The organism is Streptomyces panacea (genome assembly GCF_040560175.1).
Lineage (GTDB): Bacteria > Actinomycetota > Actinomycetes > Streptomycetales > Streptomycetaceae > Streptomyces > Streptomyces panacea.
On sequence record NZ_JARJHW010000003.1, the window covers coordinates 1 to 25,702 of the forward strand.

32 protein-coding genes and 1 tRNA gene are annotated in these 25,702 nt (G+C 69.5%); 22 read left to right on the top strand and 11 right to left on the bottom strand.

Annotated elements, in window-relative coordinates; translation table 11 throughout:
* On the top strand, positions 1-1,569 hold a 1,569-nt coding region (locus P3L51_RS01390; protein WP_354603128.1), incomplete at its 5' end, for a carboxylesterase/lipase family protein.
* Positions 1,570-1,686: 117 nt separating this feature from the next.
* Positions 1,687-2,169 (top strand): hypothetical protein, encoded by a 483-nt coding sequence (locus P3L51_RS01395; protein ID WP_354603129.1) that lies wholly within the window; start codon positions 1,687-1,689, stop codon positions 2,167-2,169.
* A gap of 85 nt (positions 2,170-2,254) precedes the next feature.
* Here P3L51_RS01395 and P3L51_RS01400 read toward each other — a convergent pair whose 3' ends face one another.
* The 5 genes from P3L51_RS01400 to P3L51_RS01420 all read right to left on the bottom strand — a co-directional run bounded on the left by P3L51_RS01400 (position 2,255) and on the right by P3L51_RS01420 (position 6,113).
* On the bottom strand, positions 2,255-3,427 hold the full coding sequence (locus P3L51_RS01400; RefSeq protein WP_354603130.1) for a trypsin-like peptidase domain-containing protein: 1,173 nt from the start codon (positions 3,425-3,427) through the stop codon (positions 2,255-2,257).
* Positions 3,411-3,746 (bottom strand): CU044_2847 family protein, encoded by a 336-nt coding sequence (locus tag P3L51_RS01405; protein ID WP_354603131.1) that lies wholly within the window; start codon positions 3,744-3,746, stop codon positions 3,411-3,413. The genes P3L51_RS01400 and P3L51_RS01405 overlap by 17 nt, the downstream gene beginning before the upstream one ends.
* Before the next feature lie 288 nt (positions 3,747-4,034).
* Positions 4,035-4,970: an SRPBCC family protein gene (locus P3L51_RS01410; RefSeq protein WP_354603132.1), complete on the bottom strand. Its 936-nt coding sequence runs from the start codon at positions 4,968-4,970 to the stop codon at positions 4,035-4,037.
* A 5-nt stretch (positions 4,971-4,975) separates the two neighbouring features.
* Positions 4,976-5,593 carry a hypothetical protein gene (locus tag P3L51_RS01415; RefSeq protein WP_354603133.1) on the bottom strand — a complete coding sequence of 206 codons (618 nt, stop codon included), beginning with the start codon at positions 5,591-5,593 and terminating at the stop codon, positions 4,976-4,978.
* Between the two features lie 61 nt (positions 5,594-5,654).
* Positions 5,655-6,113: an Asp23/Gls24 family envelope stress response protein gene (locus tag P3L51_RS01420; protein WP_354603134.1), complete on the bottom strand. Its 459-nt coding sequence runs from the start codon at positions 6,111-6,113 to the stop codon at positions 5,655-5,657.
* Between the two features lie 199 nt (positions 6,114-6,312).
* Here P3L51_RS01420 and P3L51_RS01425 point away from each other — a divergent pair, with 199 nt between their 5' ends.
* The 9 genes from P3L51_RS01425 (at position 6,313) to P3L51_RS01465 (ending at position 10,391) form a co-directional block, all read left to right on the top strand.
* Positions 6,313-6,636 carry a gas vesicle protein GvpO gene (locus tag P3L51_RS01425; protein ID WP_354603135.1) on the top strand — a complete coding sequence of 108 codons (324 nt, stop codon included), beginning with the start codon at positions 6,313-6,315 and terminating at the stop codon, positions 6,634-6,636.
* A 40-nt stretch (positions 6,637-6,676) separates the two neighbouring features.
* Positions 6,677-7,132 carry a gas vesicle protein GvpJ gene (gene gvpJ, locus P3L51_RS01430; RefSeq protein WP_354603136.1) on the top strand — a complete coding sequence of 152 codons (456 nt, stop codon included), beginning with the start codon at positions 6,677-6,679 and terminating at the stop codon, positions 7,130-7,132.
* Between the two features lie 3 nt (positions 7,133-7,135).
* Positions 7,136-7,876, top strand: coding sequence for a GvpL/GvpF family gas vesicle protein (locus tag P3L51_RS01435; RefSeq protein WP_354603137.1), 741 nt, complete (start codon positions 7,136-7,138; stop codon positions 7,874-7,876).
* Position 7,877: 1 nt separating this feature from the next.
* Complete coding sequence (locus P3L51_RS01440) at positions 7,878-8,129, top strand: gas vesicle protein GvpG (protein WP_354603138.1); 252 nt, start codon at positions 7,878-7,880, stop codon at positions 8,127-8,129.
* Positions 8,126-8,497: a gas vesicle protein gene (locus P3L51_RS01445; RefSeq protein WP_354603139.1), complete on the top strand. Its 372-nt coding sequence runs from the start codon at positions 8,126-8,128 to the stop codon at positions 8,495-8,497. The genes P3L51_RS01440 and P3L51_RS01445 overlap by 4 nt, the downstream gene beginning before the upstream one ends.
* Entirely contained in the window at positions 8,494-9,411 is a 918-nt protein-coding gene (locus P3L51_RS01450) for a GvpL/GvpF family gas vesicle protein (protein ID WP_354603140.1), read from the top strand. Before P3L51_RS01445 ends, P3L51_RS01450 begins: the two co-directional genes overlap by 4 nt.
* Entirely contained in the window at positions 9,395-9,625 is a 231-nt protein-coding gene (locus P3L51_RS01455; RefSeq protein ID WP_354603141.1) for a gas vesicle protein, read from the top strand. The genes P3L51_RS01450 and P3L51_RS01455 overlap by 17 nt, the downstream gene beginning before the upstream one ends.
* The gene (locus tag P3L51_RS01460; RefSeq protein ID WP_354603142.1) at positions 9,622-9,906 is read left to right on the top strand and encodes a gas vesicle protein K; all 285 of its coding nucleotides are present in this window, start codon (positions 9,622-9,624) and stop codon (positions 9,904-9,906) included. The genes P3L51_RS01455 and P3L51_RS01460 overlap by 4 nt, the downstream gene beginning before the upstream one ends.
* A 116-nt stretch (positions 9,907-10,022) precedes the next feature.
* A complete protein-coding gene (locus P3L51_RS01465) occupies positions 10,023-10,391 on the top strand; it encodes a low affinity iron permease family protein (protein ID WP_354603143.1) in 369 nt (122 codons plus the stop codon).
* A gap of 254 nt (positions 10,392-10,645) precedes the next feature.
* Here the strand turns inward: P3L51_RS01465 and P3L51_RS01470 are convergent, their stop codons facing one another.
* Entirely contained in the window at positions 10,646-11,248 is a 603-nt protein-coding gene (locus P3L51_RS01470; RefSeq protein ID WP_354603144.1) for a hypothetical protein, read from the bottom strand.
* Between the two features lie 100 nt (positions 11,249-11,348).
* Positions 11,349-12,257 carry an alpha/beta hydrolase family protein gene (locus P3L51_RS01475; RefSeq protein WP_354603145.1) on the bottom strand — a complete coding sequence of 303 codons (909 nt, stop codon included), beginning with the start codon at positions 12,255-12,257 and terminating at the stop codon, positions 11,349-11,351.
* A gap of 102 nt (positions 12,258-12,359) precedes the next feature.
* Between P3L51_RS01475 and P3L51_RS01480 the strand changes: the two genes are divergently transcribed.
* The 3 genes from P3L51_RS01480 (at position 12,360) to P3L51_RS01490 (ending at position 14,585) form a co-directional block, all read left to right on the top strand.
* On the top strand, positions 12,360-12,932 hold the full coding sequence (locus P3L51_RS01480; protein ID WP_354603146.1) for a TetR/AcrR family transcriptional regulator: 573 nt from the start codon (positions 12,360-12,362) through the stop codon (positions 12,930-12,932).
* Positions 12,933-13,245: 313 nt separating this feature from the next.
* Positions 13,246-14,247 carry an aldo/keto reductase gene (locus P3L51_RS01485; RefSeq protein WP_354603147.1) on the top strand — a complete coding sequence of 334 codons (1,002 nt, stop codon included), beginning with the start codon at positions 13,246-13,248 and terminating at the stop codon, positions 14,245-14,247.
* Positions 14,248-14,327: 80 nt separating this feature from the next.
* The gene (locus P3L51_RS01490; protein WP_354603148.1) at positions 14,328-14,585 is read left to right on the top strand and encodes a hypothetical protein; all 258 of its coding nucleotides are present in this window, start codon (positions 14,328-14,330) and stop codon (positions 14,583-14,585) included.
* A gap of 144 nt (positions 14,586-14,729) precedes the next feature.
* Here P3L51_RS01490 and P3L51_RS01495 read toward each other — a convergent pair whose 3' ends face one another.
* Positions 14,730-15,674, bottom strand: a complete 945-nt coding sequence (locus P3L51_RS01495) for an SDR family NAD(P)-dependent oxidoreductase (RefSeq protein ID WP_354603149.1) — start codon at positions 15,672-15,674, stop codon at positions 14,730-14,732.
* A 110-nt stretch (positions 15,675-15,784) separates the two neighbouring features.
* Here P3L51_RS01495 and P3L51_RS01500 point away from each other — a divergent pair, with 110 nt between their 5' ends.
* From P3L51_RS01500 to P3L51_RS01515, 4 genes are all read left to right on the top strand, one after another.
* A complete protein-coding gene (locus P3L51_RS01500; RefSeq protein ID WP_354603150.1) occupies positions 15,785-16,450 on the top strand; it encodes a TetR/AcrR family transcriptional regulator in 666 nt (221 codons plus the stop codon).
* A 738-nt stretch (positions 16,451-17,188) separates the two neighbouring features.
* Positions 17,189-17,629 carry a hypothetical protein gene (locus tag P3L51_RS01505; RefSeq protein WP_354603151.1) on the top strand — a complete coding sequence of 147 codons (441 nt, stop codon included), beginning with the start codon at positions 17,189-17,191 and terminating at the stop codon, positions 17,627-17,629.
* A gap of 193 nt (positions 17,630-17,822) precedes the next feature.
* A complete protein-coding gene (locus P3L51_RS01510) occupies positions 17,823-18,014 on the top strand; it encodes a hypothetical protein (protein ID WP_354603152.1) in 192 nt (63 codons plus the stop codon).
* 259 nt (positions 18,015-18,273) lie between these two features.
* Positions 18,274-20,217, top strand: coding sequence for an ATP-binding cassette domain-containing protein (locus tag P3L51_RS01515; RefSeq protein ID WP_354603153.1), 1,944 nt, complete (start codon positions 18,274-18,276; stop codon positions 20,215-20,217).
* Between the two features lie 171 nt (positions 20,218-20,388).
* Here P3L51_RS01515 and P3L51_RS01520 read toward each other — a convergent pair whose 3' ends face one another.
* Positions 20,389-20,706 (bottom strand): DUF6193 family natural product biosynthesis protein, encoded by a 318-nt coding sequence (locus P3L51_RS01520; RefSeq protein ID WP_354603154.1) that lies wholly within the window; start codon positions 20,704-20,706, stop codon positions 20,389-20,391.
* Between the two features lie 123 nt (positions 20,707-20,829).
* Here P3L51_RS01520 and P3L51_RS01525 point away from each other — a divergent pair, with 123 nt between their 5' ends.
* On the top strand, positions 20,830-21,366 hold the full coding sequence (locus P3L51_RS01525) for a hypothetical protein (RefSeq protein WP_354603155.1): 537 nt from the start codon (positions 20,830-20,832) through the stop codon (positions 21,364-21,366).
* 115 nt (positions 21,367-21,481) lie between these two features.
* Here the strand turns inward: P3L51_RS01525 and P3L51_RS01530 are convergent, their stop codons facing one another.
* Entirely contained in the window at positions 21,482-22,882 is a 1,401-nt protein-coding gene (locus P3L51_RS01530) for a glycoside hydrolase family 76 protein (RefSeq protein ID WP_354603233.1), read from the bottom strand.
* A gap of 427 nt (positions 22,883-23,309) precedes the next feature.
* Here P3L51_RS01530 and P3L51_RS01535 point away from each other — a divergent pair, with 427 nt between their 5' ends.
* Positions 23,310-23,573, top strand: a complete 264-nt coding sequence (locus P3L51_RS01535) for a hypothetical protein (protein ID WP_354603156.1) — start codon at positions 23,310-23,312, stop codon at positions 23,571-23,573.
* Positions 23,574-23,674: 101 nt separating this feature from the next.
* Here P3L51_RS01535 and P3L51_RS01540 read toward each other — a convergent pair.
* Positions 23,675-23,748: transfer RNA gene (locus P3L51_RS01540), tRNA-Pro, on the bottom strand.
* A gap of 148 nt (positions 23,749-23,896) precedes the next feature.
* Between P3L51_RS01540 and P3L51_RS01545 the strand changes: the two genes are divergently transcribed.
* Together P3L51_RS01545 and P3L51_RS01550 are read left to right on the top strand one after the other, a co-directional pair.
* A complete protein-coding gene (locus P3L51_RS01545) occupies positions 23,897-24,622 on the top strand; it encodes a thiamine pyrophosphate-binding protein (RefSeq protein ID WP_354603157.1) in 726 nt (241 codons plus the stop codon).
* 84 nt (positions 24,623-24,706) lie between these two features.
* Positions 24,707-25,612, top strand: coding sequence for a transketolase family protein (locus tag P3L51_RS01550; protein ID WP_354603158.1), 906 nt, complete (start codon positions 24,707-24,709; stop codon positions 25,610-25,612).
* The last annotated feature ends 90 nt before the right edge of the window (positions 25,613-25,702 follow it).

Genomic DNA, 25,702 nt, shown 5'->3' on the forward strand with positions numbered 1-25,702 from the left:
TTCGAGTCCGTCGGCCGTCGCGCCGATCCCGTCGTCACCACGGCGCGCGGCGCCGTCCGCGGCCGGCGCCGGGACGGAGTCCGCTCCTTCCTGAACATCCCGTACGCCGCTCCTCCCACCGGCGCCGGCCGGTTCGAGGCACCGCGTCCGCACGACCCGTGGGGCGGAGTACGGGATGCCACCGTGCCGGGACCGAACGCGCCCCAGTCCGAACGCCGGCTCGGCGACGTGGACATGTCCCCCTACTTCGGCACCGGTTGGAGCCGTGGGGAGGACTTCCTCACGGTCAGCGTCCGGGCACCGGAGGACGCGGGCGCCGCACTCCCGGTGATGGTGTTCGTGCACGGTGGCGGCTTCGTCGCCGGCTCGACACGCTCGGCGATGTACGACGGCACGGGCTTCGCCCGCGACGGTGTCGTCCTCGTGACCCTCAACTACCGGCTCGGCATCGGCGGTTTCCTCGACATCCCCGGTGCGCCCGCCAACCGCGGTCTGCTCGATGTCGTAGCCGCCCTGGGCTGGGTCCGCGAGAACATCGCCGCCTTCGGGGGTGACCCGGGCAACGTGACCCTCTTCGGCCAGTCGGCCGGGGCCACGATCGTCGGCGGCATACTCGCGACCCCCGAGGCCAACGGCCTGTTCCGGCGGGCGATCGTCCAGAGCGGCAGTGGCCTCGGTGCGTTCACGACCGAGCAGGCGGCCCGGGTCACGAAGGCCGCGTCCGAGGCCCTCGGCATCGAGCCCCGGGCCGGGGCTTTCGCGGAGATCCCCGACGAGCGCCTGGTCCAGGTGGCCTCCCGGCTCGCAGGCATCGACCTGCGGACCGAGACGCACCACGACCCGCTGGCCGGGCTCAGCCCCTTCAGCCTCGTCCTGGACACCCAGCCCGCCCAGGCCGTCGCCAGAGGCCACGGCGCCGATGTCGACCTGCTCATCGGCACCAACTCCGAGGAGGGCAACCTCTATCTGGTCCCCACGGGGGAGTACGCGCGCTCGACCGCCGCCGACGTCGACGCGCTCGCCGCCCGCTCGCATCCGGACCCGTCGAAGCTCGTGGAGGTGTACCGGAGCGCGCGGCCGGACGCCGACTTCGGGGCGCTGCGTTCGGCCGTCATGGGCGACGCGCTGTTCGGCGCGGGCAGTTGGGCCCTGGCCACCGCACACGCCGCCGACCGCGCCGCTCGCACCGACCACGCCGATCGAGTCGCGCACACCGCACACGCCGCCGCTCGCACCGACCACGCCGCGTCAGCCACCTTCTGCTACGAGTTCGCGTGGCGCTCGCAGGCCCTGGAGGGGCGACTCGGCGCCACCCACACCATGGAGTTGCCCTTCGTCTTCGACCTCGCCCATCTGCCCCAACTCCACGGGCCCAACGCTCTGCTGGGCCCCGGCGAACCTCCGGCGGACCTGGCCGCGCGGGTCCACGAGACCTGGATCCGGTTCGCGAGGACCGGTGACCCCGGCTGGGCCGCCTACGACAACGACCGTCGGGCAACGATGCGCGTCGACACCGAGTGGACACAACTGGACGACCCCCGCGGCCAGGAACGGCGGGCCTGGAGCTGACCGGTGCCACGGCCGGCCCCTTCCCGGCCGGGTGGGAGTTCGCCGCTCCGCGGCGCGCAACCACCCGGCCGGGTTGGCCGTCTCTTGTGGGAGTGCAGGCCGGCAGAGGAGAGAGAAGTGGCGATGAACGCGGAGACGGACCAGCGGAGGGCACGCCCCAGGGTGGTGGAGACCGCCTTCCTGTTGCTTGTCGTGGCGATTTCGGTGGACGCCCTCGTCTGGGTGCTGGACACGTTCGTCATCTCGCCCTCCGGGCTCGACGACATGCGTCACGAGATGGGCGAGACCGGAGCGGTCCGGCAGGCCGCCATGTCCGCCGGCTTCCTGGTTCTCACCAGCGGCCTGTTCCTGTTCTTCGTTTTCCAGATGCGCAAGGGACGCAATTGGGCGCGGAACACAGTCGCCGCCGTCGCCGCTCTCGGCGCGTTCGTCCTGATCAACAGTGTCAGCACAGGCGAATTCAGCAAGAAGACCGCGGCTGACGTCTTCTACGATGTCTTCATCGGCGTCAGCCCGGTCCTTCTGATCGCCGGCGCCGTCCTGTTGATGTTCCTGCCGGCGGCGAACGTGTTCTTCTCCTCGACGAAACGCGCCGATTAGCGGACCACCGTCGCCCTCGACTCCGGCGGGTGCGTGATGACCTCATCGAGCTCCCGCGCGCCCGCCGGAGTCGAATGCGCACCCGTCAGTCGATGCCGGTCGCGGCCTCTCCCGTCATCAGGGATGTCACCCCCCGGATCAGTTTCACCATCGCTTCCCTGGCGTTCTGTTCCTTCCATCCGTCGGAACCGCGGAACCACGGGGATGCCTCGTAGCTGATCCCGTCCTTGACCAGCTTGACGCCGCGGTAACGGCGCCCGTAGGTCGAGCTGTGGCGGTAATTCACGGCCACCTCGTAGTCAGGGAGGTCCGCGTACGGCACCGACACGGTTTTGAAGTACCGAAGGACGATCGAGTGCCGCAAGAAGGCGACACCGACCCCGACCTTCAGGAATCCGATGTCGCCCCAGAGCGCGAGAACGTCGTCTCTCGCCACCTCCAGGTTCACCTTGCTTCTGAACAATCCCCATTTTTCGCCGGAGATCTGCTCGGGAAAGGTCAGGGAACACGCGGAGGGCGCCTCGCGCAGCAGGTTGTCCAGACGCCTGCGGAAGAAAGCCTGCGCGGCAGGATGCGCTCCGGGGTGGGACGCGAGGACCGACGCCTCCGGCCAGCACTCCGACAAGTGGTGGACGGACAACGCGTACGCGTCCTTGATCTCGCTGTCGGCTCCCGCGACAGCCAGCATTCCCGTCACACGGTCGCCGTCGCCGCCGTCCACCACCACGACAGGTGTCCCGCTGTACCCCGGCTGGGTTCGCAGGGCCGACTCCGTCGCCTTGTCGATCTGGAGCACCCCGGCGCCGACCCGGCCCCGCAGGGTCCCCGTCGCCCAGAAACCGCGCTCGCGGCGGGGCGGATCACCGGGAAAGCCGTAGAGATAGACCTCGCGCCCCCAGTTCGTCTCCTTGCCCAGGAGTCGCGCGCAGCGAGCCGACTCGGGCGGGGGCTCGTCCAGCAGGAGCCCCGCCACATCGCCACCCAGGACGCCGCTGAGCGGCGGCGGAGTCCAGGAGGCCGGCCGCGCGGTACGGGTGGTCGTCCGCTCCCCGTCCAGCAGGGGGAACTGGACACGAATCACCGTTTCGGCGGAGGGGCGTTCCTGCGCTCGGGGGCCGCGCCCCAGCGCCGTGTTGACGACATGGGCGCAGGTGATGAGGCGGCGCCCGCCGACAAGGAAGCCGACGCCCGCCGGTACGTCACCGGACGCCCGGAGAATCCGAACGATGAACCGCTCTCGGTCAGCTTGCGGCGTCACGGCCACCCCACGAAAGGCGGACGGTGAAGTTCGCCTCGGCTGTGCCCTTCGCGAAGATCACTCCGGTCTCTCCGCCCAGCTTGATGCCGAACTCGACCTCCACCGACTCGGGGGAGGCGTGTGCCACGGCATCACGGATGTAGCGCACGACCGGCTGTATCGAGGTGAGCGTGGACCGTAGATGTTCCTGCGCTCGGACAGCGAGTCCGTCCGTCGACTCGGAGGCGAGTTGAAGATCCTGGGAGAGTTCGGACCGGTCCACCTCGAAGACGGCGATCTGGCCGTCTTCCGTCACGAACTCCAAGAGCTGCTTTGCCATGTATCTCGCTTCCCTCCCCGCGTGCTTGGGCCGCACGCCGCGCACGACCCACGACACGACCCACCGCACGACCGACCGCTGGTCGACGCGAGTGGGCCGCCCCCCCGGCAGATCCACCAAAGCGACAAAGCTAGCGTTTCCACGCCTGTTCATGGGCCGGAAGCGACATCTTGTGACCCACGAACGGTTGCCCGTCGGACAGCCAGGGCGCAACGGGGCGCCGACCGGCTCACCGCGGTTCGAGGTGCCCCGCTACTGCCGCGAAGCCCGGCGCCGGGCGGGTGTTCCTCACCTCTCCTCCTCGTCCTCCTCGTCCGGCTCCTCTTCGTCTTCGTCTTCCTCTTCCTCTTCCTCGTAGTCGTCGTCCGCTTCGTCCTCGGGCTCCTCGTCGTCCTCCGCCGGTTCGTCGTCCTCAAGCCCTTCCTCGTGGCTCTTGACCACTTCCCCCTCGCGGATCTCGCCGCGCCAGCCTTCGACGTCCTCGTCGTCGGTGAGGGTGGCGTACCGCTGGAAGTGCTTGAGGTCCAGGCGCAGTCGGCGTCCCTGAGCACGCCAGACATTGCCGGTCTTCTCGAAGAATCCGGACGGGGTGTACTCGACGACGGCGACAATGCGGGTCAGGGTCGGGGCCAGTTCATGGAAGGTGATGGCGCCGTGCGTCGTACCCTTGGCGCCTTCGGATGTCCAGACGATGCGGTCGTCGGGAACCTGCTCCTGCACCGTGGCCTTCCAACTGCGGTTGGAGAAAGCGACCTTGAGCTTCCAGTCGCTCTCGATCTCATCCGACTGGGACACGTCGGTGACGCCCTTGGCGAAGGAGTTGAACTCCTCTATCTCCGTCCAGCGGTCATAGACCGTGCGCAACGGTTTGCCGACGTCGATGACTTCCACGATGTTGGTCACCTTGGCGCTGCCGGATTTCCCGCCCCCGCCGCCGAAGGCGTTCTTGACCGAATCCACGGTCTTGTCCTTCACGGAGCCGGCCTTCTCACCTACGAGGGCCTTGACCGGGTTGTCGCCGCCGAGCACCCGCTTCCCGACGTTCAGCAGACCCGCGGCACCGTCTCCGTCGCTCCCAGGGCCCTGCGCGAGGTCGGTGAGTTTCCCGCCGGCGGAGTCCAGCAGCCGCTGTCCCCGGGCTCCGAGGTAGGCGGACAGTTGCTCCTTGACCTGCTCCAGGCCGGATGGGCTCGTGCCCTTGGGGTCGTTGTCCTGCTTGGCCATGAGAGTTACCTCCTCCGGCTGTCGCGGTTCGCGGACTTCTTCGGGGCGGACTTCTTCGCCGCCGTCTTCTTGGCGGGTGCCTTCTTGGCTGCGGTCTTTTTGGCAGGTGCCTTCTTGGCTGCGGACTTCTTGGCGGGTGCCTTCTTCGCCGCCGGGCGTTCCGCCCGCCTACGACGAGGACGTTTCTCTTCTTCTTCCTCGTCTTCCTCAGGCTTTTCTTCCTCTTCCTCTTCTTCTTCCTCGGGCGCTTCTTCCTCCTCTTCGAACTCCTCTTCCTCGAACTCCTCTTCCTCGTTCTCTTCGACCGGCCCTTCGAGCAGCGCCTCGGTGCGCTGCTGAAGGGCGGCGGCGACCGCTTCGAGGCGGCGGTTCGCCGTCGCGGACACCGCCGAGCGCCCGGCACCCAGCACTTCGCCCCGCGCCTGTTCCACCAGCGGCGCCACCGCAGGATTTTCCGCCAGCTTGCGGACCGCCAGCACGACCAACTCCCTTGGATTCATTGGGAGTTGCTGTCCGGCCACGAGAGTGGCGGCGCCAAGTGCCAGCTTCCCTTTCTTGGTCCGGCCAAGGACATAGCCCGCCGCCACAGCGGCGACGAGACCGGCCTTCTTACTGTCCTCCATGAGTGCCTCGCAATACTGGGAATGGATCACGTGCCTTTTCGGGCGACGGGGAGCCGGCGCGTTACTGGACCCGTCCGCTCCGGCGGCCGCCGTCCTCGTCGTCGCTTTCGCCGTCCGATCCGGGCAGGTGGACATCAAGCACGTTGATGTTGATTTCGACGACTTCCAGACCGGTCATCGTCTCCACCGCGTCCGTCACACGGGTGCGGATGTCTTTCGCGTCCTCCGCGATCGGTTCGCCGTACTCCACGATGACGTCCAGGTCGACCGCGGTCTGCGTCTCGCCGACTTCGACCTTTACCCCCCTGGTGGGGTCGGGCGACTTCGAGACCCGGTCCCGCACTGATCCCAGAGCCCGCGAAGCACTGCCGCCCAACGCGTAGATTCCGTCGGACTCACGGACCGCGATGCCCGCGATGGTTGCCACGACGTTGTCGGCGATGGTGGTCGTGCCGCCTGGTTTCCCGTCTTTGGCGCTCGTGCCGGTAGAGGTGCTGCTGCGGGTGTCGGTGCTGGCCATCGGATCCTCCAGACAAGAAGGGGAAATGTCTGCGAGTGGCAAGGCGATACGGCAGCGAGCGCTTGCCCGCATCGCGGTGGGCACTCCTATTGCAGTTTCCTCCGGGCTCCGCCGAGCCGCCATTCGAGTGGTCCCGGCGGGGGCCCGTTCGGTCCACCACCGCGTGCGCGGTGGCCACCTGGCCGGGAGGCTGGGGAGCATGTCAGAGCAGCGTGCCGGGCGTGCCCGGACCTCCCGATCCGCCCGTTCTCCCGCGGGCAAGGAAAACGTGAGGGGAGCGGAGGAAGCGGCCGAACGCGCGTGCCAGAGCCTGAGCAAGCTGCTCAGGCACCGGCCCGAAGGCGCCTCCGCGGTCTCACGGACCGACGACGGCTGGCACGTCGACGTCGATGTGCTCGAACTCCCACGCATCCCCGACACCACCAGCCTGCTCGCCACGTACGAAGTGGACATCGACGAGGACGGCTCTCTGCTGCAGTACCGCAGAGTCCGTCGCTACCGCCGCGGTCAGGCGGACGAATGAGCGCCCGGCACCGGAGCCAATCCCGAGAGACGGTCATCCCTTGAGTACATACAGCGAGGAGGTTGTCCGCGTTCCGCGAGCGGGCAGCCTCTACGACGTCCTGGAGCTCATCCTCGACCGCGGCATGGTCATCGACATCTTCATCCGGGTGTCCCTGGTCGGCATCGAGATCCTGAAGATCGACGCGCGGATCGTCGTCGCCAGTGTCGACACCTACCTGCGGTTCGCCGAAGCCTGCAATCGGCTGGACCTGGAGAACGACTCGACCAGCAGGACAGTGCCCGAACTGTTCGGCGGCGGCATGACCAAGAGCGTCGGCAAAGCCGGGGCGAAGAAGGCCGCGCATTCCGTGGGCGACAAGGTCAAGAAGGCCGTGGGCGCCGGCGGCGACGACGAGGACGAGCAGTACGAGGAGGAGCGCCCGCGCAGGTCCAAGACATCGCGCTCCCGGAGCAACGGCAGCGAACGAACCCGACGCCACCGGGATGAGGACTGACCCATGACCACTTCAGGGATCTACGTGTACGGCATCGTGGGCCACTCCCATCCGCTTCCCTCCGGTGCCGAAGGCGTCGGTGAGCCGCCGGCACCGGTGCGGCTGCTGCCGACCGAGGACCTCGCTGTCGTGGTGAGCGCCGCGTACCCGGGACTCAGGGCCCGGCGGCGTGACCTGATGGCGCATCAGGGCCTCCTCATGGCGCTGGCCGAAGCCGGGCCGGTGCTGCCCATGCGCTTCGGCATGGTGGCGCCGGACGAGGCGACGGTGCTGGCGGGCGTCGCCGCGCGCCGAATCGAGCACGCCGCGGTTCTGGAGCGGCTGGACTCCCGCGTCGAGATGAACATCAAGATCACGCCGGTGCAGGACAATCTGGCCGCGCTGATCCGTGAGGACCCGGTGGTCCGGGGGATTCGCGAGGAGACGCGCCGTCACCCCGGTTACGAAGCCAACATCCGGCTCGGCGAGGCGGTGGCGGCGGGTCTGAGGCGCCGGGCCTCGGCGGCGGCGGCCGGGCTGCCGGCCGAATTCGCCGGGATCGCCGACGACATGTGTCCGGGGCCGGACGTGGAGGGCTGCGTCCTGAACGCGTCCTTCCTCGTACCCCGCCGCGCGGAAGGACGTTTCCGCGGTGTCGCCGAGCGGTTCGCCGCGGCCCATCCGGACCGCCTCGAACTGCGGGTGACCGGTCCGCTGCCCTGCTACAGCTTCGTGGCTCCGGAACCCGTCCCGGCCGGGGCCTGACATGGGTCTGCTCTCCGGTGTGCTCCTCCTCCCCCTGGCGCCTGTACGCGGCGTGGTCTGGATCTCCGACCGGCTGGTCGACGCGGCGGAGGCGGAGCTGTACGACCCGGCGGTGATCCGCGTACAGCTCTCCGAGCTGAACCGCGCGCTGGACGACGGTGTGATCGACCTCGCACGCTTCGAACGCGAGGAGGAACAGCTGCTGGACATTCTCGACAGGAAGAAAGCCCCGGTACCTGGAGTGAGACCGTGACGGAACTGGACAGCTGGACCACGGAGCCCCGCTCGCACCCGCCCGCCACGGCCAACCTGGCCGAGATCCTGGAGCGGGTGCTGGACAAGGGCATCGTCATCGCCGGTGACATCAAGATCGACCTGCTGGACATCGAGCTGCTGACCATTCGCCTGCGGCTGTTCATCTCCTCGGTGGAGACAGCGAAGAAGGCGGGCATCGACTGGTGGGAGACCGATCCCGCGCTGTCGTCGCGAGCCGCCCACGACGCGCTGTACGAAGAGAACAAGCGGCTGCGCGGGCGGATCGAGGCTCTGGAGGGCGACGACTCCGAGGAGGCCACCGGCATCTCGCGGTTCGGCAGCGGAAGGGAACTGCGCCGCCGATGAACTCCACCCCGCGCCCCTCGGCCGATCCCCTGTCCGACACCGAACACCGGTCCGATCCCCTGTCCGAGTCCGAGCCCGGGTCCGACGGCGGGGGTTCCTGGGCCACGTACGTCTTCGCCGTCTGCCGGTCGGACCACCGCGGATCCCTGGATTCCGCCCGCGGGCATGCCGGTGGCGGGCCGCTGCGCCGGCTGACGCTCGGTTCGCTGTGCGCCATTGTTCAGGACGTACCGGCGGCCGAGTTCTCCGAAGCGGCCCTGCGCGAGCGGCTCGGCGACGCGGCCGAGCTGGAGCGCTGCGCCCGCGCCCACCACGGCGTCGTCACCGCCGCTGCCGCCGGCGGCCCCGCCGTGCCGATGCCGCTGGCCACCCTCTACCTCGGCGACGAACGGGTGCACGCGGCCATCGGGGAGAACCAGGAACGCTTCCGCCTGGCGCTGGACCGCGTCACCGGCCGGGCAGAATGGGCGGTCAAGGTCCACCTGACACAGACCGGTACGACGGCCCGGTCCGCCGCGCCCGGCACCCCGGAGGGAACCGCGCCCGGACCGGGGCCCGGGCCTGGACAGGTCTCGGGCCGTGCCTACCTGGACCGTCTGCGCAGCCGCCAACACCTGCGCGAGCAGCACCGGGAAAGCGCGCTGTCCGCGGCCGAACGCGTGGACGTCGCGGTGCGGGAACTGGCCGTCGGTACGGTCCCTCGCCGGCCGCACGGCCCCGAGGTCACCGGCAAGGACCGCACACAGATCATGAACACGGCCTATCTGATCGCCGAGGACAGGAGCGCGGAACTGGCCGCCACGATCGGGCGGCTCCGCGCGTCCCCGGAATTCAACGGCGTCGAGATCGACATCTCGGGGCCCTGGGCCCCTTACTCGTTCACGGACGGAGGAGATCTTGCAGGCCACCCGTAACCCCGTTCCGTGGCAGGGCCCGGAAGCCACGGCCCCCATCGGCGTCCCCCTGGTCGACCTGCTCGACAGGGTGCTCGGTACCGGCATCGTCATCAGCGGAGACCTCGTGATCGCCATCGCGGACGTTCCGCTGGTCCGTCTCTCCCTGCACGCCCTGCTGGCATCAGTCAGCGAGCGCGTCCCCGCGCCGTGGGCCGACAGCGGGGCCCTGTGAGCGAGAGCCGCGTAGACATCGATCCGCACAGCGCGGGCCGCGATCTGGCCTCTCTGGTGCTCACCGTCGTGGAACTGCTCAGACAGCTGATGGAACGCCAGGCGATCCGCCGCTTCGACAGCGGAGAGCTGACGGAGGAACAGGAAGAACGCGTGGGCACCACCCTGATGCTCCTCGACGAGCGCATGACGGAACTCTGCGAGCTGCACGGACTGCGCCGCGAAGACCTCAACCTGGACCTCGGCCCACTCGGAAACCTGCTCTCCCACGAAACGCGCTGACGAACCGCCGCACCGGACGAATGCCCCCGTGTCGGCGGGTGCGGTGAGGGCCGCGCGTCGCTGTCCGCCGTCCTTCTCCGGCGAATGGTCGAAGGAACGTGTGTACGGTCGGGTGCATGACGCTTCAACATCCCGCGGACCGTGGTGGGGCCAGGCCGGGACGGTTCGCCCGTCTCGCCGAGTACACCTCCAACTTCACCAGCTCACCGGCGTTCTTCGGGATCTGCATGGTCCTCGTCGGCATCGTCATCGGCGCGCACTTCGCCAAGCTCGAAGTGACCTGGCTGCTGCTGGCCGGCGAGTCGATGACCGCGGTGACTCTCCTGCTGCTCGCTCTGCTGAAGAACTCCGAGCGCCGCGCGGAGCACGCCATCCAGCTGAAGCTGGACGCCATCGCGGCAGCGCTCCTCGAAACGCAGCACGGCAAGCCGGGCACGGCGGCGCACAGCCTCAAGGAGGCGATAAAGATCGAGGACGACACCTGACAGCCGAACCGACGGTTGGTCGCTGGTGCTCCGTCGCTCGATGTATGTCCCGGCGCCTGAGCACCAGTCGTAGGTACCGCCGATCCGCTCGCCGTGCGGTACCGCATGATTCGCGAAGCCGCCGGAGACTTGGCCGTCCACTTGGCGTGTCCGCTCACCACGGCTTGCCGGACATACGACCGGCGGTCACGGAATCGATCAGCCCGCGTCACACGTCCAGTGCGCCGGGGTCGGCTCTGCCCGTACGGCGCGCATCACTGGGCGCCGTCGCCCCCATGGCCGCCGCTCTCCCTCGCTGTGACGGCGAACTTCGTAAGCGACTTCGAGAGATGCAGGTAGGCGCCGCGGAGGCCGACGTGCGTCATGAACGGCCGGAAGCTTCCCGGCTGCTCGTCGAGGCGTTCTTCCACGTCGCGAAGAGCGCCCGCCAGGTCTCTGGCGGAATACTCGACGGCAAGGGCCTCCATGGCCATCGTGCCCGGCCCGGCGAGGGCCACGAGTCGGCCGGCGGCCCGCACGTCCCCGTAGTCGAGCACACCCCGGATGGTGTTCCGGTACTGCTCGCGGTCTCTTTCGCGAAGCGTGGTCGGGATGCCCTCCGACTCATTGCCGACATCCTCGACGAGCGCATGGGCTTCATCGCGTACCCTGCGCGCTCCCGCCTCGAACTCGTTCGCCGCCTCCAGCAGCTTCGCGTACGCCGACTGTTGCGCTGTCCTCCGCGCCACATGGAGGGGGCCGAGGTACGTACTGCGAGCCGCCCGGGTCGCCCCCCACACCGCGGCGGCCCCACCGGCCAGCGCCCCCGCAATGGCGCTCACGGCGCCGATCAACGCGACTGTGACCTCGATACTCATGCGGCCGATCCTGCCCGCAACTGTCACTCCGGCGCAGCCGAAGAAACAGTTACCGGCGCCACTGCCGGGGACCGGACCCTGCCGCCCGGCCCGGCCGGGTTCACTTGCTGGAGATGCTCCACTTGCCGTCGCCGTCAGCGGCGTTGCCGAGAGCGGCCCACGGGGCGTCGTCGAGCTTGAAGGCGCCGTAGAGGTAGGCGGAGACGGTGTCGGCGACGAGGGCGACGCGAGCCGGGTCCTCGTCGGTGGTCTCGGCGACCGCCTCGCCGGCGATGCCGCCCAGAGTGTGCTCGCCGTCGGCAATGAAGAGCAGGCTCTTCTGGGACGGACTGAGGTGATAGGCGTCGGTGAACCACTCCGGCCCCCGGGTGGAGAGCTGCGACTGGTCCTTGCCGCCCGCGACGACCAGGGCCGGGGTGGTCATGGTGGAGTAGTCCGGCCTCATGAACGGCAGGTGCTCGACGGCGAGTGGGGTGAGCGTGTCCCCGGTCCCGGTCGCGGCGATCAGCGCACCGGCGGAGGCTGCGGGGTGGGAGAAGTCCTCCCCCGGCTTGCCCTCCGCATCGAACACGCGAGCGCCGAGGACGGCGCCGGCGGTCTGGGCACCCCAGGAGTGGCCGACGACCGCGACACGCTCGCGGTCGGTACGCTCCGGCAGGTCACCGGCGTGGAGAAGGATGTCGTCGAGGTTGTCGAGTATCGCGTGGAGGTCGGCGATCCTGACGCGCCAGATGGTGGCGAAGCGCGGGTCGTCCCACCCGATGCCGTTGCGACGCGAGTCCAGGTGGGTGGGCTGGACCACGACGAACCCGGCCGCGGCCCACCGGTCGACAAGGGGCTCGTACCCGTTCATGGACCATGCGTTGCCGTGGGAGAACACAATGACGGGCAGGTCCCGGCCCGACAGCGGGGCGGTGACCTTCACCTTCAGGTCGAGGCCGCGGCCGGGCGCGGGAACAGTGATGGGCCTGACCGAGAGGATTCGCCGGTCAAGAGGGTGAGAGGGCATGACGGACCTGTGCTTTCTTCGCGGGAAGGCTCTGCCATACTTTGGCGGAGCGCCGTTCCGCCAAAGTAGCGGAACATCGTTCCGCGAGCAAAAGGAGGAGCCGTGCCGGATTCCGTCGGGGTGCGCCAGGCACAGGCACAGCGCACCCGCAGCGCCGTCCTGGCGGCTGCGGCAGCAGCCTTCGTCGATCAGGGCGTCCAGGCCCCTGTCCGCGACATCGCGGAACGCGCCGGCGTGGGCGTCGGCACGATCTACCGGAACTTTCCGACCCGGGCGGACCTCGTCACCGCCGTCTACCGGCACCAGATCGACACCTGCGCCGCACTCGGGCCCCGGCTCCTGGAGAAATCAGCCTCACCGTTCACCGCCCTGGCCCACTGGGTGGACGCGTTCGTGGAGTTCCTGGTGACAAAGCACGGCCTCGGCGCCGCGCTGGGGTCCGGCGACCCAGGGCTGGAGAACCTCCACGCCCTCATGCTCGACACCCTGGTCCCGGCCTGCGCAACCCTGCTGGACGCATGCGCCGCCGCCGACGAGATCAGCCTGGACATCACCGCTTACACACTCATGCGCGCCATCGGAAACCTCTGCATCACCGGCCCCGACTACAGCCGGGACGACGCCAAACGCATGGTCACCACCCTTCTCGCGGGAATGCGCACCACCGCTGACTAGCGAGGTCGACACCTCAATGGGTGTCGTTGAACAATCCAATGACGACAGGCGCCGCGGGCGTCCGATGAACCCGGACTCTCCGGGGCCCGTTGGCGGCGCGAACGAGCTGGAGCCCGTCGGGCACGGGCACCTGCCCGCGATCCACCGCCAACTCCTCGACTGCTTGGTCCTGTCTCTGACCCCGGCCGCGAACCAGCCGCGGATAGCTTCAGGGCGTTCACATCTGGCCGTTCGAGGCTTGATGGTTGGTTCGGCCTTGACCTTGAGTGCGCTCCGACTGCCAGCATCGGGCAACGACGGAAGAGGAGTACAGATGGAGACTCGTCAGCTGGGCAGTTCGGGGCCGGTCGTGTCCCGGTTCGCGTTCGGGACGATGACGTTCGGTGGTGACACGGACGAGGCGACGGCCCACGAGATGCTCGACGCGTACGTCGACGCGGGCGGCACGCTGATCGACACGGCCGACAACTATGGCAGCGGCACCTCGGAGCGCATCGTCGGCCGCTGGCTGAGCTCCCGGCCGGGCATGCGCGAGCGCGTCCTGCTCGCGACCAAGGGCCGCTTCGGATACCCGGGCGCGAGCCTGACACCGGCGTACCTGCGCACCGCGATCGACGCCAGCCTCTCCCGGCTCGGCGTCGACCACATCGACCTCTACCAGTTGCACGGCCCGGACGACGAGCACCGGGTCGACGAGATCGTCGAGTTTCTCGCCGAGATCGTCTCCGCGGGCAAGGCCCGCCACGTCGGCGTGAGCAATTTCGCCGGGTGGCAGGTCGCCAAGCTCGCGCGGCTGCTGGTGGAGCGGGACGGCCCGCCTCTGGTCTCCCACCAGATCCAGTACAGCCTGCTGGCCCGGGCGGTCGAGTGGGAGGTCATTCCGGCCGGTGCGGACGCCGGTCTGGGCACACTGCTGTACGGCCCGCTGGCCCAGGGATGGCTCACCGGGAAGTACCGGCGCGACGAGCAGCCACCGGCCGGCACACGGGTCGCCCAAGCAGGGGAACAGACGAGTGAAGCGTGGCACCGACGGGACACCGAGGAGGTCTGGTCGGTCATCGAGGTGCTCCGCGACGTCGCGCACGCGCACGGCGTGACGCCCGGCCAGGCGGCACTGGCGTGGGTCGCCGACCGCCCGGGCGTCACCGCGCCGATCGTCGGCGCGCGCACCATCACGCAGTTGCGCGAGTCGCTCGCCGCGGCCGCCCTGCACCTCGACGAGAAGGCGATGACCCGACTCACCGAAGTCAGCGCGCCGCTGACGCCGAACTACCCGTACCAGATGATCGAACGGATCGCTGCTTGGCACGGCTGATAGCGGCTGCTGGACGGGAGGCCGGGACCGGTGCCGTCCGGCCCCCGCCTCGCCCGTCGAACTGCGTCACACTGATCCGTGTGAAGCTTCCCCGCGTGAACTGCGCCGTCTGCGATCGTGCCATCGCTGCCGGGCCGGTCGCCGGCCAGATGAGGAGGGGCCGCATCTGGCGGCACGACGCCCCGGGCGCGCGCCGCGACCCGGACGGCTCCTTGGTGTCCTGCCCCGGATCCCTCGCCGTCGTCGATCTGCCGGTGCCCGGCGAGCAGCCCCTGTTCGACCTGCCCGAGCCCCTGCCGGAAGCGGCCGAGACCGATCCGGTGCTGTTCGTGATCTGAAAGACGTACGCACCGCTGTGACCAGGGCCGGTTTCGCCGCGTTGCCGGCGAGTACGGTGCGGGTCCGGAAGGTGAGCGCGCTCGTCCGGCGGCCCGCACGGCCCATGAGGCGCCAGGGGGCGACGGCCCCACCGCGAAGGTCAACTACCCGGCGACCCAGACCTGTTCCCCCGTACGCGCGGGGATGGTCCCGACGGGGAACTTCACCCCGGTGAGGTCTTCGGAGACGGCCCACAGCCGCTGCTGGACGGCTACCTCGTACGACTGTGGGCTGGAGGTGACCAGCCGGGGGTGGCCCATGACCTCGTTGCGTCCGCCGGGACCGTAGTACTGGCCGCCGAGCGCGGCGGGGTCGGTGGCGGCGCGCAGGGTCGGCAGCGCGCCCATCGCCGGCGTCTGGGTGATCAGCGGTGCGAGCCAGGTGAGCGGAAGCCGGAGGGCCGTGGGGGTGTTGCGCGCGAGCTCGGTGCTGGACAGGCCGGGGTGCGCGGCCACCGCGACGGTGGTGCCGCGCGTGGCGAGCCTGCGTTGCAGCTCGTACGTGAACATCAGGTTGGCCAGCTTGGACTGACCATAGGCGGCGACCCGGCTGTACGAGCGCTCCCACTGCAGGTCGTCGAAGTGGATCGCGGCCCGGATGCGGTGGCCGGTGCTGCTGACCGTCACCACGCGCGAGCCGGGCACCGGCAGCATCAGGTCCAGCAGCAGCCCGGTGAGCGCGAAGTGGCCGAGGTGGTTGGTGCCGAACTGCATCTCGAAGCCGTCCCGGGTGGTCCGCTTCGGGGTGTACATCACGCCGGCGTTGTTGATCAGCAGGTCGATCCGGTCGAGCCGGGACCGCAGCGCCGCCGCCGCGGTCCGTACGGAGTCGAGCGAGGTCAGGTCCAGCGCCTGCACGGTCACGTCGCCGGTCATGCGGGCCGCGGCCTGCTCGCCCTTCTCGACGTCGCGCACGGCGAGCACCACGGACGCCCCGCGCTCGGCGAGCGCCTTGGCGGTCTCGTACCCCAGTCCGGTGTTGGCCCCGGTCACCACGGCCACCCGTCCGCGCTGGTCCGGCATGTTCGCCGTCGTCCACTTCTCACTCATGTCAGGCTCCCGGCCATCTAAGGTACCGAAGGTATCTTGTCGTCGCCGACGTTAAAGTACTCTCGGTACGTTGTCAACGTACCGCAGGTACCTAAGTTAGGCTGGTGATCGTGACTTTCCAGCGCGCGCGAACCGAGGAGCAGCGGGAGATCCGCCGGCGGGCGATCCTCGACATGGCGTCGGCGATGCTCGACGAGATGCCCGTGGCCGCGGTCACCCTGAACGAGCTCAGCCGCCGCGTAGGACTGGCGAAGCCGAACGTGCTGCGCTACTTCGAGTCTCGCGAGGCGGTGCTGCTGGAACTGCTGGACCACTTCCTGCAGGAGTGGCTGGCGGAGCTGGCAGGCGAGTTGGCCGCCGGCGTCGACGACAAGCTGCCCATGGCCGAGCGAGCGGCAGCGGTGGCCGAGGTCCTCAGCCGCTCCCTCTCCGACCGAGTGGTGCTGTGCGAACTCTTCGGCGCACAGAGCAGCGTCCTGGAACGCAACGTCTCCGTCGAGGTCGTCGCACGCTACAAGCGCGCCTCCCTGGACCGCCTGACAACCATGACCGGCCTGATCCAGAAGTACCTGCCGGAGCTGGGCGAGAACGCGACGCTGTTCAGCCTGCAAACCATGCTCATGGCCGGTGTGCTGCCCGCGTACAGCACACCCCCGCCCAGCCTGCGGGCGGCCTACCAGGCCGAGCCCGACCTCGCCCGCTTCCACCTGGAGCTGAAGGACTCCTTGAAGCTGGCCCTGACCGCAAGCCTCCTGGGCGTGCTACCCCGCCGCTGACGTGCGTCGCACTGGACACCTGTAGCCACAGGTAGCCGGATACGACCGTGCCGTCGGTGAGGGGGATGTACACCACCCCTCCGGCAGCAAGGCACTCCCCGTTCGGCGCCAGGTAGTCGTCCTCGGACTCGGACGCGGACGGCAGGCCACGGTGCGCGTTCTTCTCCCCGTCCACGTAAACGGAGTACATGAGACCGTCCACGGTGTCCGCGCCTCGCAGGACGTACGCCCCCGCCGTCGTCTCCGCCCTGCCGTCCGTTCCCTTCGTCGCCGCTCCCGGCGTTCAGGAGGAAGGTTGCCGACACGCTCACGATGAGTGTCGCCGCCGCCGCGGGCAGGCTCCAGCGCCAACGGGGACAGGGACGGACAAGGATTTCGGGCTCGGGCGACGAGGGTGGCCGGTCGGGGCCGTCCGCCGGCGTCGGTGAGTACGGAACACGGCGCGGTGTCCTGTGTGAGCCGCTCACGATCAGGTCGGCCGGGCCGCCGGGGGTGAGTTCCCCCGCGCCGGTGAGCCCGTGGAAGCGGGCGCGCGCGGCCGGCCAGGTTCACCGCGCGGTCCACGGGCCAGCCGTGCTCGACGAGCTTCCGGACCTGCTGCAACAGCGTCACCGTGCTGCCGGCGAGGGTGTCGGGCAGGCGCGGAACGCCTTCCGTGACCGTGCCGGTGAAGCCGCCCGCGGTGAAGTCACCGTCGCCGGTGCGCGAGGTGACGGCCGGGCAGGCTAGTTTGCTCGGATGAGTCTCCTTGATGATGTGGCCCAGCGCGACGGCTGGCGATGCTGGGTCTGTGACGAAGCGGTCGACCCCGACGAGTCGGTGAACGACCCGCGGGGGCCCAGCGTCGACAGCCGGACTGCCGACCGGAAGGCCAAGGTCACCGAGCGGCTCGCGCACCGCGGATGCAACACCCGCAAGGGCGCGGTCAAGGTGGTCATCGCCTGGCCGGAGCGCCTGTACGTGGTCGAACCCGCGCCACTGATCACCGTTGCCGGGAGGCTGGAGCGCAAAGGGGGCCGCGAGATGGTGGGCCGTTGTCCGACCAGGCGGGACGCCCAAGAGGCGGCGGATTGGCTGGTGGACCGGTTCTCCCGACTCGTACCGGGGCTGCCGGTGACCGCCGACATCGAGCCGGGCGGCGGCCAGTTCCTCGTCACCCTGGCCACCGGCCGCCGCTGACCGGGAACCACCAGCGCACACTCGCGCCACGCTGAACCGTCGACCCACACCGACCTGTCCTGGCACGAGCCGGCCCACATCGCTCGCCCGTGCCCAGCGACGGGTCGATGTCGCCGGTTGCCGCAGCCATGGCGCGGGCCGAACCCGAAACACCGCGCGTGCTCCGCGGCCTGAAGCACTGACCTGGGCGTTCGTGCGCGCCGGGTGCGGTGCACTCCGCGAGCTGATCCGCGCCCGGGACGCGAGCGGCGTCAACGGCGCCCCCGAGCCGGGCTTCCGAATGACCGTCGCCGACTCCCGCGACCGGCTCGCGGCTGACGTTCCGCGCTTCGTCGTCGACGAGCCCCCCAGCCGACTCGTCGTCGACCGGGTACGCCAGGGCTGAGCCGGTTCTCGGCGCCAGGCGGGGCGCGCCGGGCTGAGCTGAGATGCCCTGTCGTCACGCCCTCGCCGCGCGGCGATGCAGGCGTTTCGGCCATTTCTGCCCCGCAGCCGCCCCTTGCCGGACCAGGGATCCGGAGTCGGCGAGGTCTCCTCGCGCAGGAAACCGCGGCTCCCAGCACGACCGAATGACGTGTGTTCGAAATCGCAGCCGCGTCGTTGGACCCCACGACTCCGCCGCAGCGACCGTCCTAGGGGGAACGATGACCTCGGCCATCACGCAGGACCAGCCGCCACAACCACCGAAGGGGACCTCGCAGGAGGACGAACCGCAGGAGGCCGGTGTTCGAGAAGAGGAGTTCCTCTATCGAGACGAGTCCCGTCTCCAGGCCGGATCGCTGCTGACGACCCGCACGATGGCGCGGCGCCTGCCCGCGCTCGTACTGCGTTCCTTGAAAATGGCATGGCGGGTGGACCGCGGCGCGACGGTCGGGCTGCTGGTGTGCCAGGTCGGAACCGGCGTGCTCGCGGCCCTTGGCCTGCTGGCCGTCACGGGAACGATCACCGCGCTGATCTCCTCGTGCGCCATCACCGAGCGGCTGTGGGACGCCGCTCCGCAGCTGGCTGTCATCGCCGCGGCAACCGGACTGCGGGCGCTGCTGGGCATCATCGTGGTCTGGCTGACCGGGCGGCTGCGCCCGGTGCTCGGCCGGGCGGCGGAGCTGACGATGGTGGAGGCCGCGCTCGGCGCGGAACTCGCCGCCAACAACAAGCCCGGCTACAACGACGCGTACGACATCGCTGACCGCGGTGCCCAGGTCACACCCGACCTGGTGGAAGAGGCGCAGGACGTGCTCGCGGCTACCGCGACGCTCGCGGCCGGCGCGGCCGTCCTGACCGTTCTCCACCCCGTGCTCCTGCCGTTGCTCTTCCTGGCGTGCTTGCCGCAGGCAGCCGCCTACGTCCGGTCGGCGCGGGTGATCTACCTGGCGGGCCTGGAGACCTCCGGGCGGCGGCGGATGCTTGGCAAGCTGCGCTGGCACATGGCGTACATGGAATCCAGCGAGGAGATGCGTGCCTGCCTGGCGGGCCCGTTCCTGATCGCCCGGTACCGAAAGCTGGCCGCCTCGGTCAACGCGGCTGAGTGCAAGGCCGCGAACACGGGTGCCTGGATGGGCATGGCCGGTGCTGTCGCCGGCGGGGTCGCCTCGATCGCGGTGTGGGCGGCGCTGCTGTGGCTCCTCGCGTCGGGCCGTATGAGCCTGGCGGCCGGAGGCGGCGCCGTCTTCGCTCTCCAGACGGCCACCGGCTCCGTGCGCGGCATCATCAACGGCGGGGCCCGCCTGGTGCGCACCGGCTGGTACGTGCAGGACTGGCAGAACTTCCTCGACAACGCTCACGGTCAGGCCATGGCCGACACCCGCGGCACCGCGGCCCTCCCCGCGGCACCGGAGCGCTTCGAGGTCCGCGACATCACCTACCGATACGACGGCGCGCCGAAGGACAGCCTCAGCGGCGTCTCCCTCCACGTGCGGCGCGGCGAGATCGTGGCCCTGGTCGGGGAGAACGGCTCCGGAAAATCCACCCTCTCCCGGCTGCTGTGCGGACTGCTGCTCCCCACCGACGGCGAAGTGGCCTGGGACCACGCCTCCACGGCGGAGCTGGATCCCTGGGAGGCGTGGAAGCACGTCGCCCTGGTCCCGCAGAAGTTCACCTACCTGCCGCTGACGATGCGCGACAACATCACCTTCGGGCAGGGCGACACGAGTGACGCCGCCCTGCTCGCCGCGTGCGAGGCGTCCGGCGCCGCGGAGATGCTGCCCGACCTCCGCTCCGGCCTGAACACCCTCCTGACCAGCGAGTGGTTCGGCGGGCAGCAGCTCTCCGGCGGTCAGTGGCAGCGGCTGGTACTCACCCGCGCCTTCCACCGGCAGGCGGCGCTGCTGGTGATGGATGAACCCACGGCGGCCCTCGACGCGCGGGCGGAGCACCGGATCTTCTCCGGCCTTCGCGAACTGGCCAAGGACCGCGCCATCCTGCTGATCACGCATCGGCTCACCAACGTGGCCATCGCCGACAGGATCGTCGTCCTGGACGAGGGCCGGATCGTGCAGGAAGGCGCCTACGCCGAACTCACCCGCACTCCCGGCCTGTTCCAGTCCTTGTGGGAGTTGCAGCGACGGATGAGCGGCGAAATCGCCTCATGACCGGCACCTGTCCCGCACCGTGCGCCTCCAGCGCACCGTTCCGAAAGGCAGAGCCCGTGGCCTCCCCCGTCTCCCACTGGATACTCACCCACCCCGACGCGGTCATCACCGGCCCCACGCAGCCATGGAACTCGGGCGTCGTCGAAGGCCACGTCAACCGGATCAGGATGCTCAAGCGCCAGATGTACGGCCGGGTCGGCCAGACGGCTTCTGGAGCAGGTCGGCAGGGATTCGGCCCACGGCGATGGCGATCGCTTCGGCGGCCGTGGTGACGTGGTGCAGGGCGGGGCCGTTCCACCACTCCCTGATGGTGTAGTCGCCAGTCTCCCGGGGCGAGGCGATCGAGACGAAGGGCGGGGACTGAACGAGGACAGGTCCCCACCGGAGACGCGGGCCGCCCGCCGACAGCGCTCGACCAGGCTCTCGCCACCGACGAAGACAGCCGGGCAGCCGCTGCCGCCGCCGCTCACCCGCGGGGCGCCGTACCACCCGTTACCGGCACGGCACCGGACGCCGGCGTCCCGACTCCCTTTGCGCGTGGCGTCGTGTTCCCCGGTGTCACGCGGGTGAGTATGTGCGGACCCAGCCCTCTTCCCGCACCGAGGCGATGCGATGCCTGAGCACGCCGACCATGTCAGCCGAAGGACCGTCGCACCAAGGGGGACCTTGCACCATCGGCCGCCGGAGCAGTCGCTGTTCAGCGGCATCTACGGCCTGGTGCTGGCCAGCGCCCTGGCGGCCGCGCTGGACGCGACGGGCGATACGGCCGATCCCGGTCCGGACGCGCTGTGGGTACTGCTCACCGCGCTGGCGTCGGCCGCCGCCCATGGGTACGCGCGCGTCATCGCCCAGCGTGCGTCCGCCGACGAGGCAGCCGGCGTGGGCAGACTGCGGCTGGTGCTCGCCGAGTGGCCATTGGTCGCCGCCGTGCTGCCCACGGTGGCGGTGCTGCTTGCCTCGGTAGCCGGGTGGTGGGCAGAAGCCACGGCTGTGGACGCAGCCCTGCTGTTCAACACCGTCGCCCTGTTCGGCTGGGGCACCTGGGCCGCCCGCACCGCCGGGCACGGATGGCCGTCCTCGTGCCGTGCGGGGGCCCTGGACATGCTGATCGGCCTGGTGATCATTATCGCGAATGCCCTGATCAAGTAGCGAGAACTTCGGGTGACATGTCGGCGAGAATGGCCGCGATTCCCTGATCCGTGCCACCGTCGGCCAGGGGTCGTCCTCGTTCGCTCAAGATAGCCCGATCCGGCCGCCTCGAACGTCAGCTGCCGTCAGCGGCGTTGAGGAGGTCGAGGGCGCTCTGTTGACAGCCGTAGTCGGTCGCGCCGCTGCCGCCGCTCCAGTGCGGGCCGTATTGGTCGAGAGGATTGCGGTTGCGGTCGTAGGCGCTGTTCGCCCAGCGGCTGATCGCTGCGGCGTAGGGGTGGTCGGGCAGTTGACGGTTGAGCTTTCCGAGCCCGCGTACGTAGGCGCCCTTGAACGAGGGGCCGTCGCCGGTGCAGTTGTCGCCCTCACCGGGTTCGCGCAGTACGCCGTCGGTCTGGAGCTTGACGCTGGAGGCGTTGGCCAGTGTGCGCGCGGTCGAGAGCAGGCCTGCATCGCCGGTGGCCCGGTACAGCTCGGTCAACCCGCCCAGAATGACACCCTGGTTGTAGGTCCAGGTGGGCTGTCCGTTGTTGCCACACGCGTCGTTGAGACCGTCGTTGATCAGCTGCTCGTTGTTGATCATGCCGCTGTTCCGGAACCAGGTCCACTCACGCTTCGCACGGTCCAGGTACGTGGTGTCACCGGGCATACGGTTGTGCAGAGCCGCGTTGAGCTGTAGGAACAGCTCGTTGGTGATGGCGTTCTTGTAGTTGCCGTTCGTGTTCCACCGGACGCCGCCGCCACATGTGTCGTTCCAGTTGGCGTTCATGTGATCCGCGTCGGCTCTCGCGGTGTCGAGATAGCGTCTGTCGCCGGTCAGGTCGTACGCGTTGATCCAGGCGAGACCCCACCACCCGGTGTCGTCCAGGTACTCGTTGCGGAACTGGCCGTCTTGGGCGTTGATGTTCTTGTCGTACGTGTCGGCGACGGCGTACAGGTAGCTGCGCATACCGCTGATGCGGATGTTGTCGGTGATCGCGGTCAGCGCGTTGGCCGAGGTCCACCAGCCGTTGCCTCCGAAAAGCTTGCTGTCGCGGTCGAACGACATCATCAGAGCGGTGGCGGCCGCGGTACTCCTGGCGCCCGCGTTCCACGTGGTGCGGGCCCAGGGCGTACACGCGATGGCACCACCGACCGGCTGCCCGCAGGCCCTGAGAGCTCCGACGCCTCGGCTGTTCCAGTCGTCGACGTTGTACATCTGGGTACGCCAGCCACGTCCCCCGGCCGGCACGGCGGTGTCACCCAGACGGCTCCCGGACGCCCAGGTCCTGCCGCCGTCCATGGACCGGTCCAGCCACACGTGGTCGCCGGGGCCGCCGTTGTCGATGGACGCCCAGCCCATGGCGTCCGCGTCGTTGAAGTGCAAGGCGATCGAGCGGGAGGAGACCCCGGTCGTCACGGACACCCGGTCCTGCGGGCTCAGCGAAGGGTCCCGGGCATCGCAGTGCTTGTTGCACACCACCGCGGGCGCCGCGGAAGCGGCGGTAGGCAGCCCACCGATTACGGAGAACGACATCGTTATCAGTGCGGCGAGGAATGTGACGGACAGGGATCTCGGTGACTTCATGCGCGGGGCTCCTCAAAACGGTCAAGGCAAGGAGGGGGGTACCGCAGGCTGGGAGAGAGCGCTTTCTGAAGCTAACCGTGGGGCATGACCGCGTCAATGGATGTATCAGGGATCCCCCGGCTTCCCGGACGCGGGAACCTCGATTGCCGCCGCAGCGATGGACGGCTGGGCGATCACCCGGCTTGTCGGCAGGCGAACGCGCCGCATTACGGAGGGAGTTGAGGTCTCGCGAACCTCCAGCGGGAGACCCCGGCCAAGATCCGAACACACCCGGACCGCGCCGCTGGTCTTGAGCCTCCCTCCAATCATTCCGCAGGCTACTTCTCGACCCGCGCACGCCGGCCCTTCCCGGCTGGGAACCCTCGCGCGGCCGGCCGTGGCACTCGTCGCCGCGTCCCGTCACCGGTACTACGGCTGGGGGGAAGTCGTCCTTTTCGCCGCGTGCACCGCCGCCCGGATCGGCGAAGTCTCCGGATGCCTAGTCGGCGCCATCGGCATCGGCCAATGGAACTGGACCGTCCGGCGCCAGACCACTCCCGCACCCGGCGGGCCGACCTGCACGGCACCCTCCGCGCACCTGAGCGCGCTGCGCGCCCCACGCTCCCTGCCGAGCCCCATCGCCATCGCCATCGCCCGCTGACACCCGGTCAAGAACCTCTGGTCCCCACCTGGTCCCCAAAAACAGCCAAAGGCCCGTTTCGGATTTCTCCGAAACAGGCCCTGATCTGCGACTCTCACGAGTCGGGACGACAGGATTTGAACCTGCGACCCCTTGACCCCCAGTCAAGTGCGCTACCAAGCTGCGCCACGTCCCGATGCCCGTCTGACCTGGGGTTTCCCCCGGCTGAACGCGCATAAGAACAATACCGCACTCCGACCGGTGGTCACGAACCGCTTTTCCCGTTCCGCGACCCCGGTCATGCGGTTGACCTCAAGTTGAGTTGAGGTAGCACGGTGGTCCGTATGACGACACCTACGCCTACGCCGACATCGACACAGACACCGACAACGCCGTACGGCTACCGGGACCTCGATCGCCTCCTGTCGCTGATGACCGGCGACGAGAAGCACGGGCCGGCCGCGACCTCCACCCTCGACGCGATCTGGGTGCTCTACGACCGGGTGCTGAACATCTCCCCCGCCAGCGCCGACGACCCGGCGCGTGACCGTTTCCTGCTGTCGAAGGGCCACGGTCCGATGGCGTACTACGCCGTCCTCGCCGCCAAGGGCTTCTTCTCCGAGTCGCTGCTGCCCGGCTTCGGCTCGTACGACTCACCGCTCGGCCACCACCCCGACCGACTGCTCGTGCCGAGGGCCGAGATCGGCAGCGGGTCGCTCGGGCACGGGCTGCCGCTCGCCGTCGGGAGCGCGCTCGGGCTGCGGGCGCAGGGGCACACCGACTCCAAGGTCTGGGTCCTCATCGGGGACGGCGAGCTGGACGAAGGCAGCAACCACGAGGCCATCGCCTACGCGGGCCCCGTCGGTCTCGAACAGTTGCACACGCTCGTGATCGACAACTCGTCGGCCGCGCACGGCTGGCCGGGTGGGATCGCCTCCCGGTTCACGGCGGCGGGCTGGTCGGCCGACACCGTGGACGGGCGGGACCACCAGGCGCTGTACGAGGCGTTCACCGCGCCCCATCCCGCTCGGGCCAGGGCCGTCGTCGCCCGCGTCGAATCCCGGTCCTGACCGCTACCGACTCAGAACCGCCCCAGACCCGCCCGGACACCGACCCAGACCCAGCCCCATTCGGACCCGCTCGGAGAACTTCTGATGGACACCATGCGTGAGCGTTTCACCTCGACCGCTTCCCGGCTGCTGGACGAGGACCCACGGCTCGCCGTCGTACTCGCCGTGATCGGCCACGACGGCTTCCACGAGGCGGAACGCCGTCATCCGCACCGGGTGATCGACGTGGGGATCCGCGAGCAACTGCTCGTGGGCGCGGGCGGCGGGATCGCCCTCACCGGGATGCGGCCGATCGTGCACACCTTCGCGAGCTTCCTCGTGGAGCGCCCCTTCGAGCAGGTGAAGCTCGACTTCGGGCACCAGGGCGTGGGCGGCGTGCTGGTGAGCGCCGGAGGATCGTACGACTGGCCGTCCGGCGGATTCACCCACATGTCGCCGGGCGATGTGGCGCTCCTCGACACGCTCGACGGCTGGACCGTGCATGTGCCGGGGCACCCCGACGAGGCCGAGGTCCTGCTGCGGCAGGCCGCGAAGGGCGACGACCGGGTGTACGTACGGCTCTCGGCGCAGACCAACGCGCGGGCGCTGCCGGTCACCGGGTCCGGCTTCCTGACCGTGCGCGAGGGGAACCACGGCGTGGTGGTCGCCGTCGGGCCCATGCTGGACAACGTACTCGCGGCGACGGAAGGGCTCGACACGACGGTGCTGTACGCGACGACCGTCCGCCCCTTCGACGGTGCCGCGCTGCGCCGGGCCGTCGGGGAGACGGGCGCCGCCGAGGCGGTGATCGTGGAGCCGTATCTCGCCGGGACGTCGACGGCGGCGGCCGATGAGGCGCTGGCGGACGTACCGCACCGGGTGCTCGGGCTGGGTGTGGGCCGGCGCGAACTGCGCAAGTACGGGGAGATGGACGAACATCTCGCCGCGCACGGCCTGGACCCCCGGTCGCTCCGCGCACGCGTCTCCGCCTTCCTGACGGCGACTTCCTGACGGCGACTTCCTGACGCGGGCCTCCTGACACCGACTTCCCGACGCGGACTTCTCAACGAGCACGTCCCGACCGGCACGTCCCGACGAGCA

Excerpts from the sequence above, each read along its gene's own strand:
- P3L51_RS01435 (WP_354603137.1), top strand. The coding sequence starts at position 7,136 with ATGACCACTTCAGGGATCTACGTGTACGGCATCGTGGGCCACTCCCAT.
- P3L51_RS01405 (WP_354603131.1), bottom strand. The coding sequence starts at position 3,746 with ATGGCAAAGCAGCTCTTGGAGTTCGTGACGGAAGACGGCCAGATCGCC.
- P3L51_RS01485 (WP_354603147.1), top strand. The coding sequence starts at position 13,246 with ATGGAGACTCGTCAGCTGGGCAGTTCGGGGCCGGTCGTGTCCCGGTTC.
- P3L51_RS01550 (WP_354603158.1), top strand. The coding sequence starts at position 24,707 with ATGGACACCATGCGTGAGCGTTTCACCTCGACCGCTTCCCGGCTGCTG.
- P3L51_RS01415 (WP_354603133.1), bottom strand. The coding sequence starts at position 5,593 with ATGGAGGACAGTAAGAAGGCCGGTCTCGTCGCCGCTGTGGCGGCGGGC.
- P3L51_RS01440 (WP_354603138.1), top strand. The coding sequence starts at position 7,878 with ATGGGTCTGCTCTCCGGTGTGCTCCTCCTCCCCCTGGCGCCTGTACGC.
- P3L51_RS01505 (WP_354603151.1), top strand. The coding sequence starts at position 17,189 with ATGAGTCTCCTTGATGATGTGGCCCAGCGCGACGGCTGGCGATGCTGG.
- P3L51_RS01420 (WP_354603134.1), bottom strand. The coding sequence starts at position 6,113 with ATGGCCAGCACCGACACCCGCAGCAGCACCTCTACCGGCACGAGCGCC.
- P3L51_RS01410 (WP_354603132.1), bottom strand. The coding sequence starts at position 4,970 with ATGGCCAAGCAGGACAACGACCCCAAGGGCACGAGCCCATCCGGCCTG.
- P3L51_RS01545 (WP_354603157.1), top strand. The coding sequence starts at position 23,897 with ATGACGACACCTACGCCTACGCCGACATCGACACAGACACCGACAACG.
- P3L51_RS01470 (WP_354603144.1), bottom strand. The coding sequence starts at position 11,248 with ATGAGTATCGAGGTCACAGTCGCGTTGATCGGCGCCGTGAGCGCCATT.
- P3L51_RS01425 (WP_354603135.1), top strand. The coding sequence starts at position 6,313 with ATGTCAGAGCAGCGTGCCGGGCGTGCCCGGACCTCCCGATCCGCCCGT.
- P3L51_RS01465 (WP_354603143.1), top strand. The coding sequence starts at position 10,023 with ATGACGCTTCAACATCCCGCGGACCGTGGTGGGGCCAGGCCGGGACGG.
- P3L51_RS01530 (WP_354603233.1), bottom strand. The coding sequence starts at position 22,882 with ATGTCGTTCTCCGTAATCGGTGGGCTGCCTACCGCCGCTTCCGCGGCG.
- P3L51_RS01475 (WP_354603145.1), bottom strand. The coding sequence starts at position 12,257 with ATGCCCTCTCACCCTCTTGACCGGCGAATCCTCTCGGTCAGGCCCATC.
- P3L51_RS01525 (WP_354603155.1), top strand. The coding sequence starts at position 20,830 with ATGCCTGAGCACGCCGACCATGTCAGCCGAAGGACCGTCGCACCAAGG.
- P3L51_RS01450 (WP_354603140.1), top strand. The coding sequence starts at position 8,494 with ATGAACTCCACCCCGCGCCCCTCGGCCGATCCCCTGTCCGACACCGAA.
- P3L51_RS01515 (WP_354603153.1), top strand. The coding sequence starts at position 18,274 with ATGACCTCGGCCATCACGCAGGACCAGCCGCCACAACCACCGAAGGGG.
- P3L51_RS01495 (WP_354603149.1), bottom strand. The coding sequence starts at position 15,674 with ATGAGTGAGAAGTGGACGACGGCGAACATGCCGGACCAGCGCGGACGG.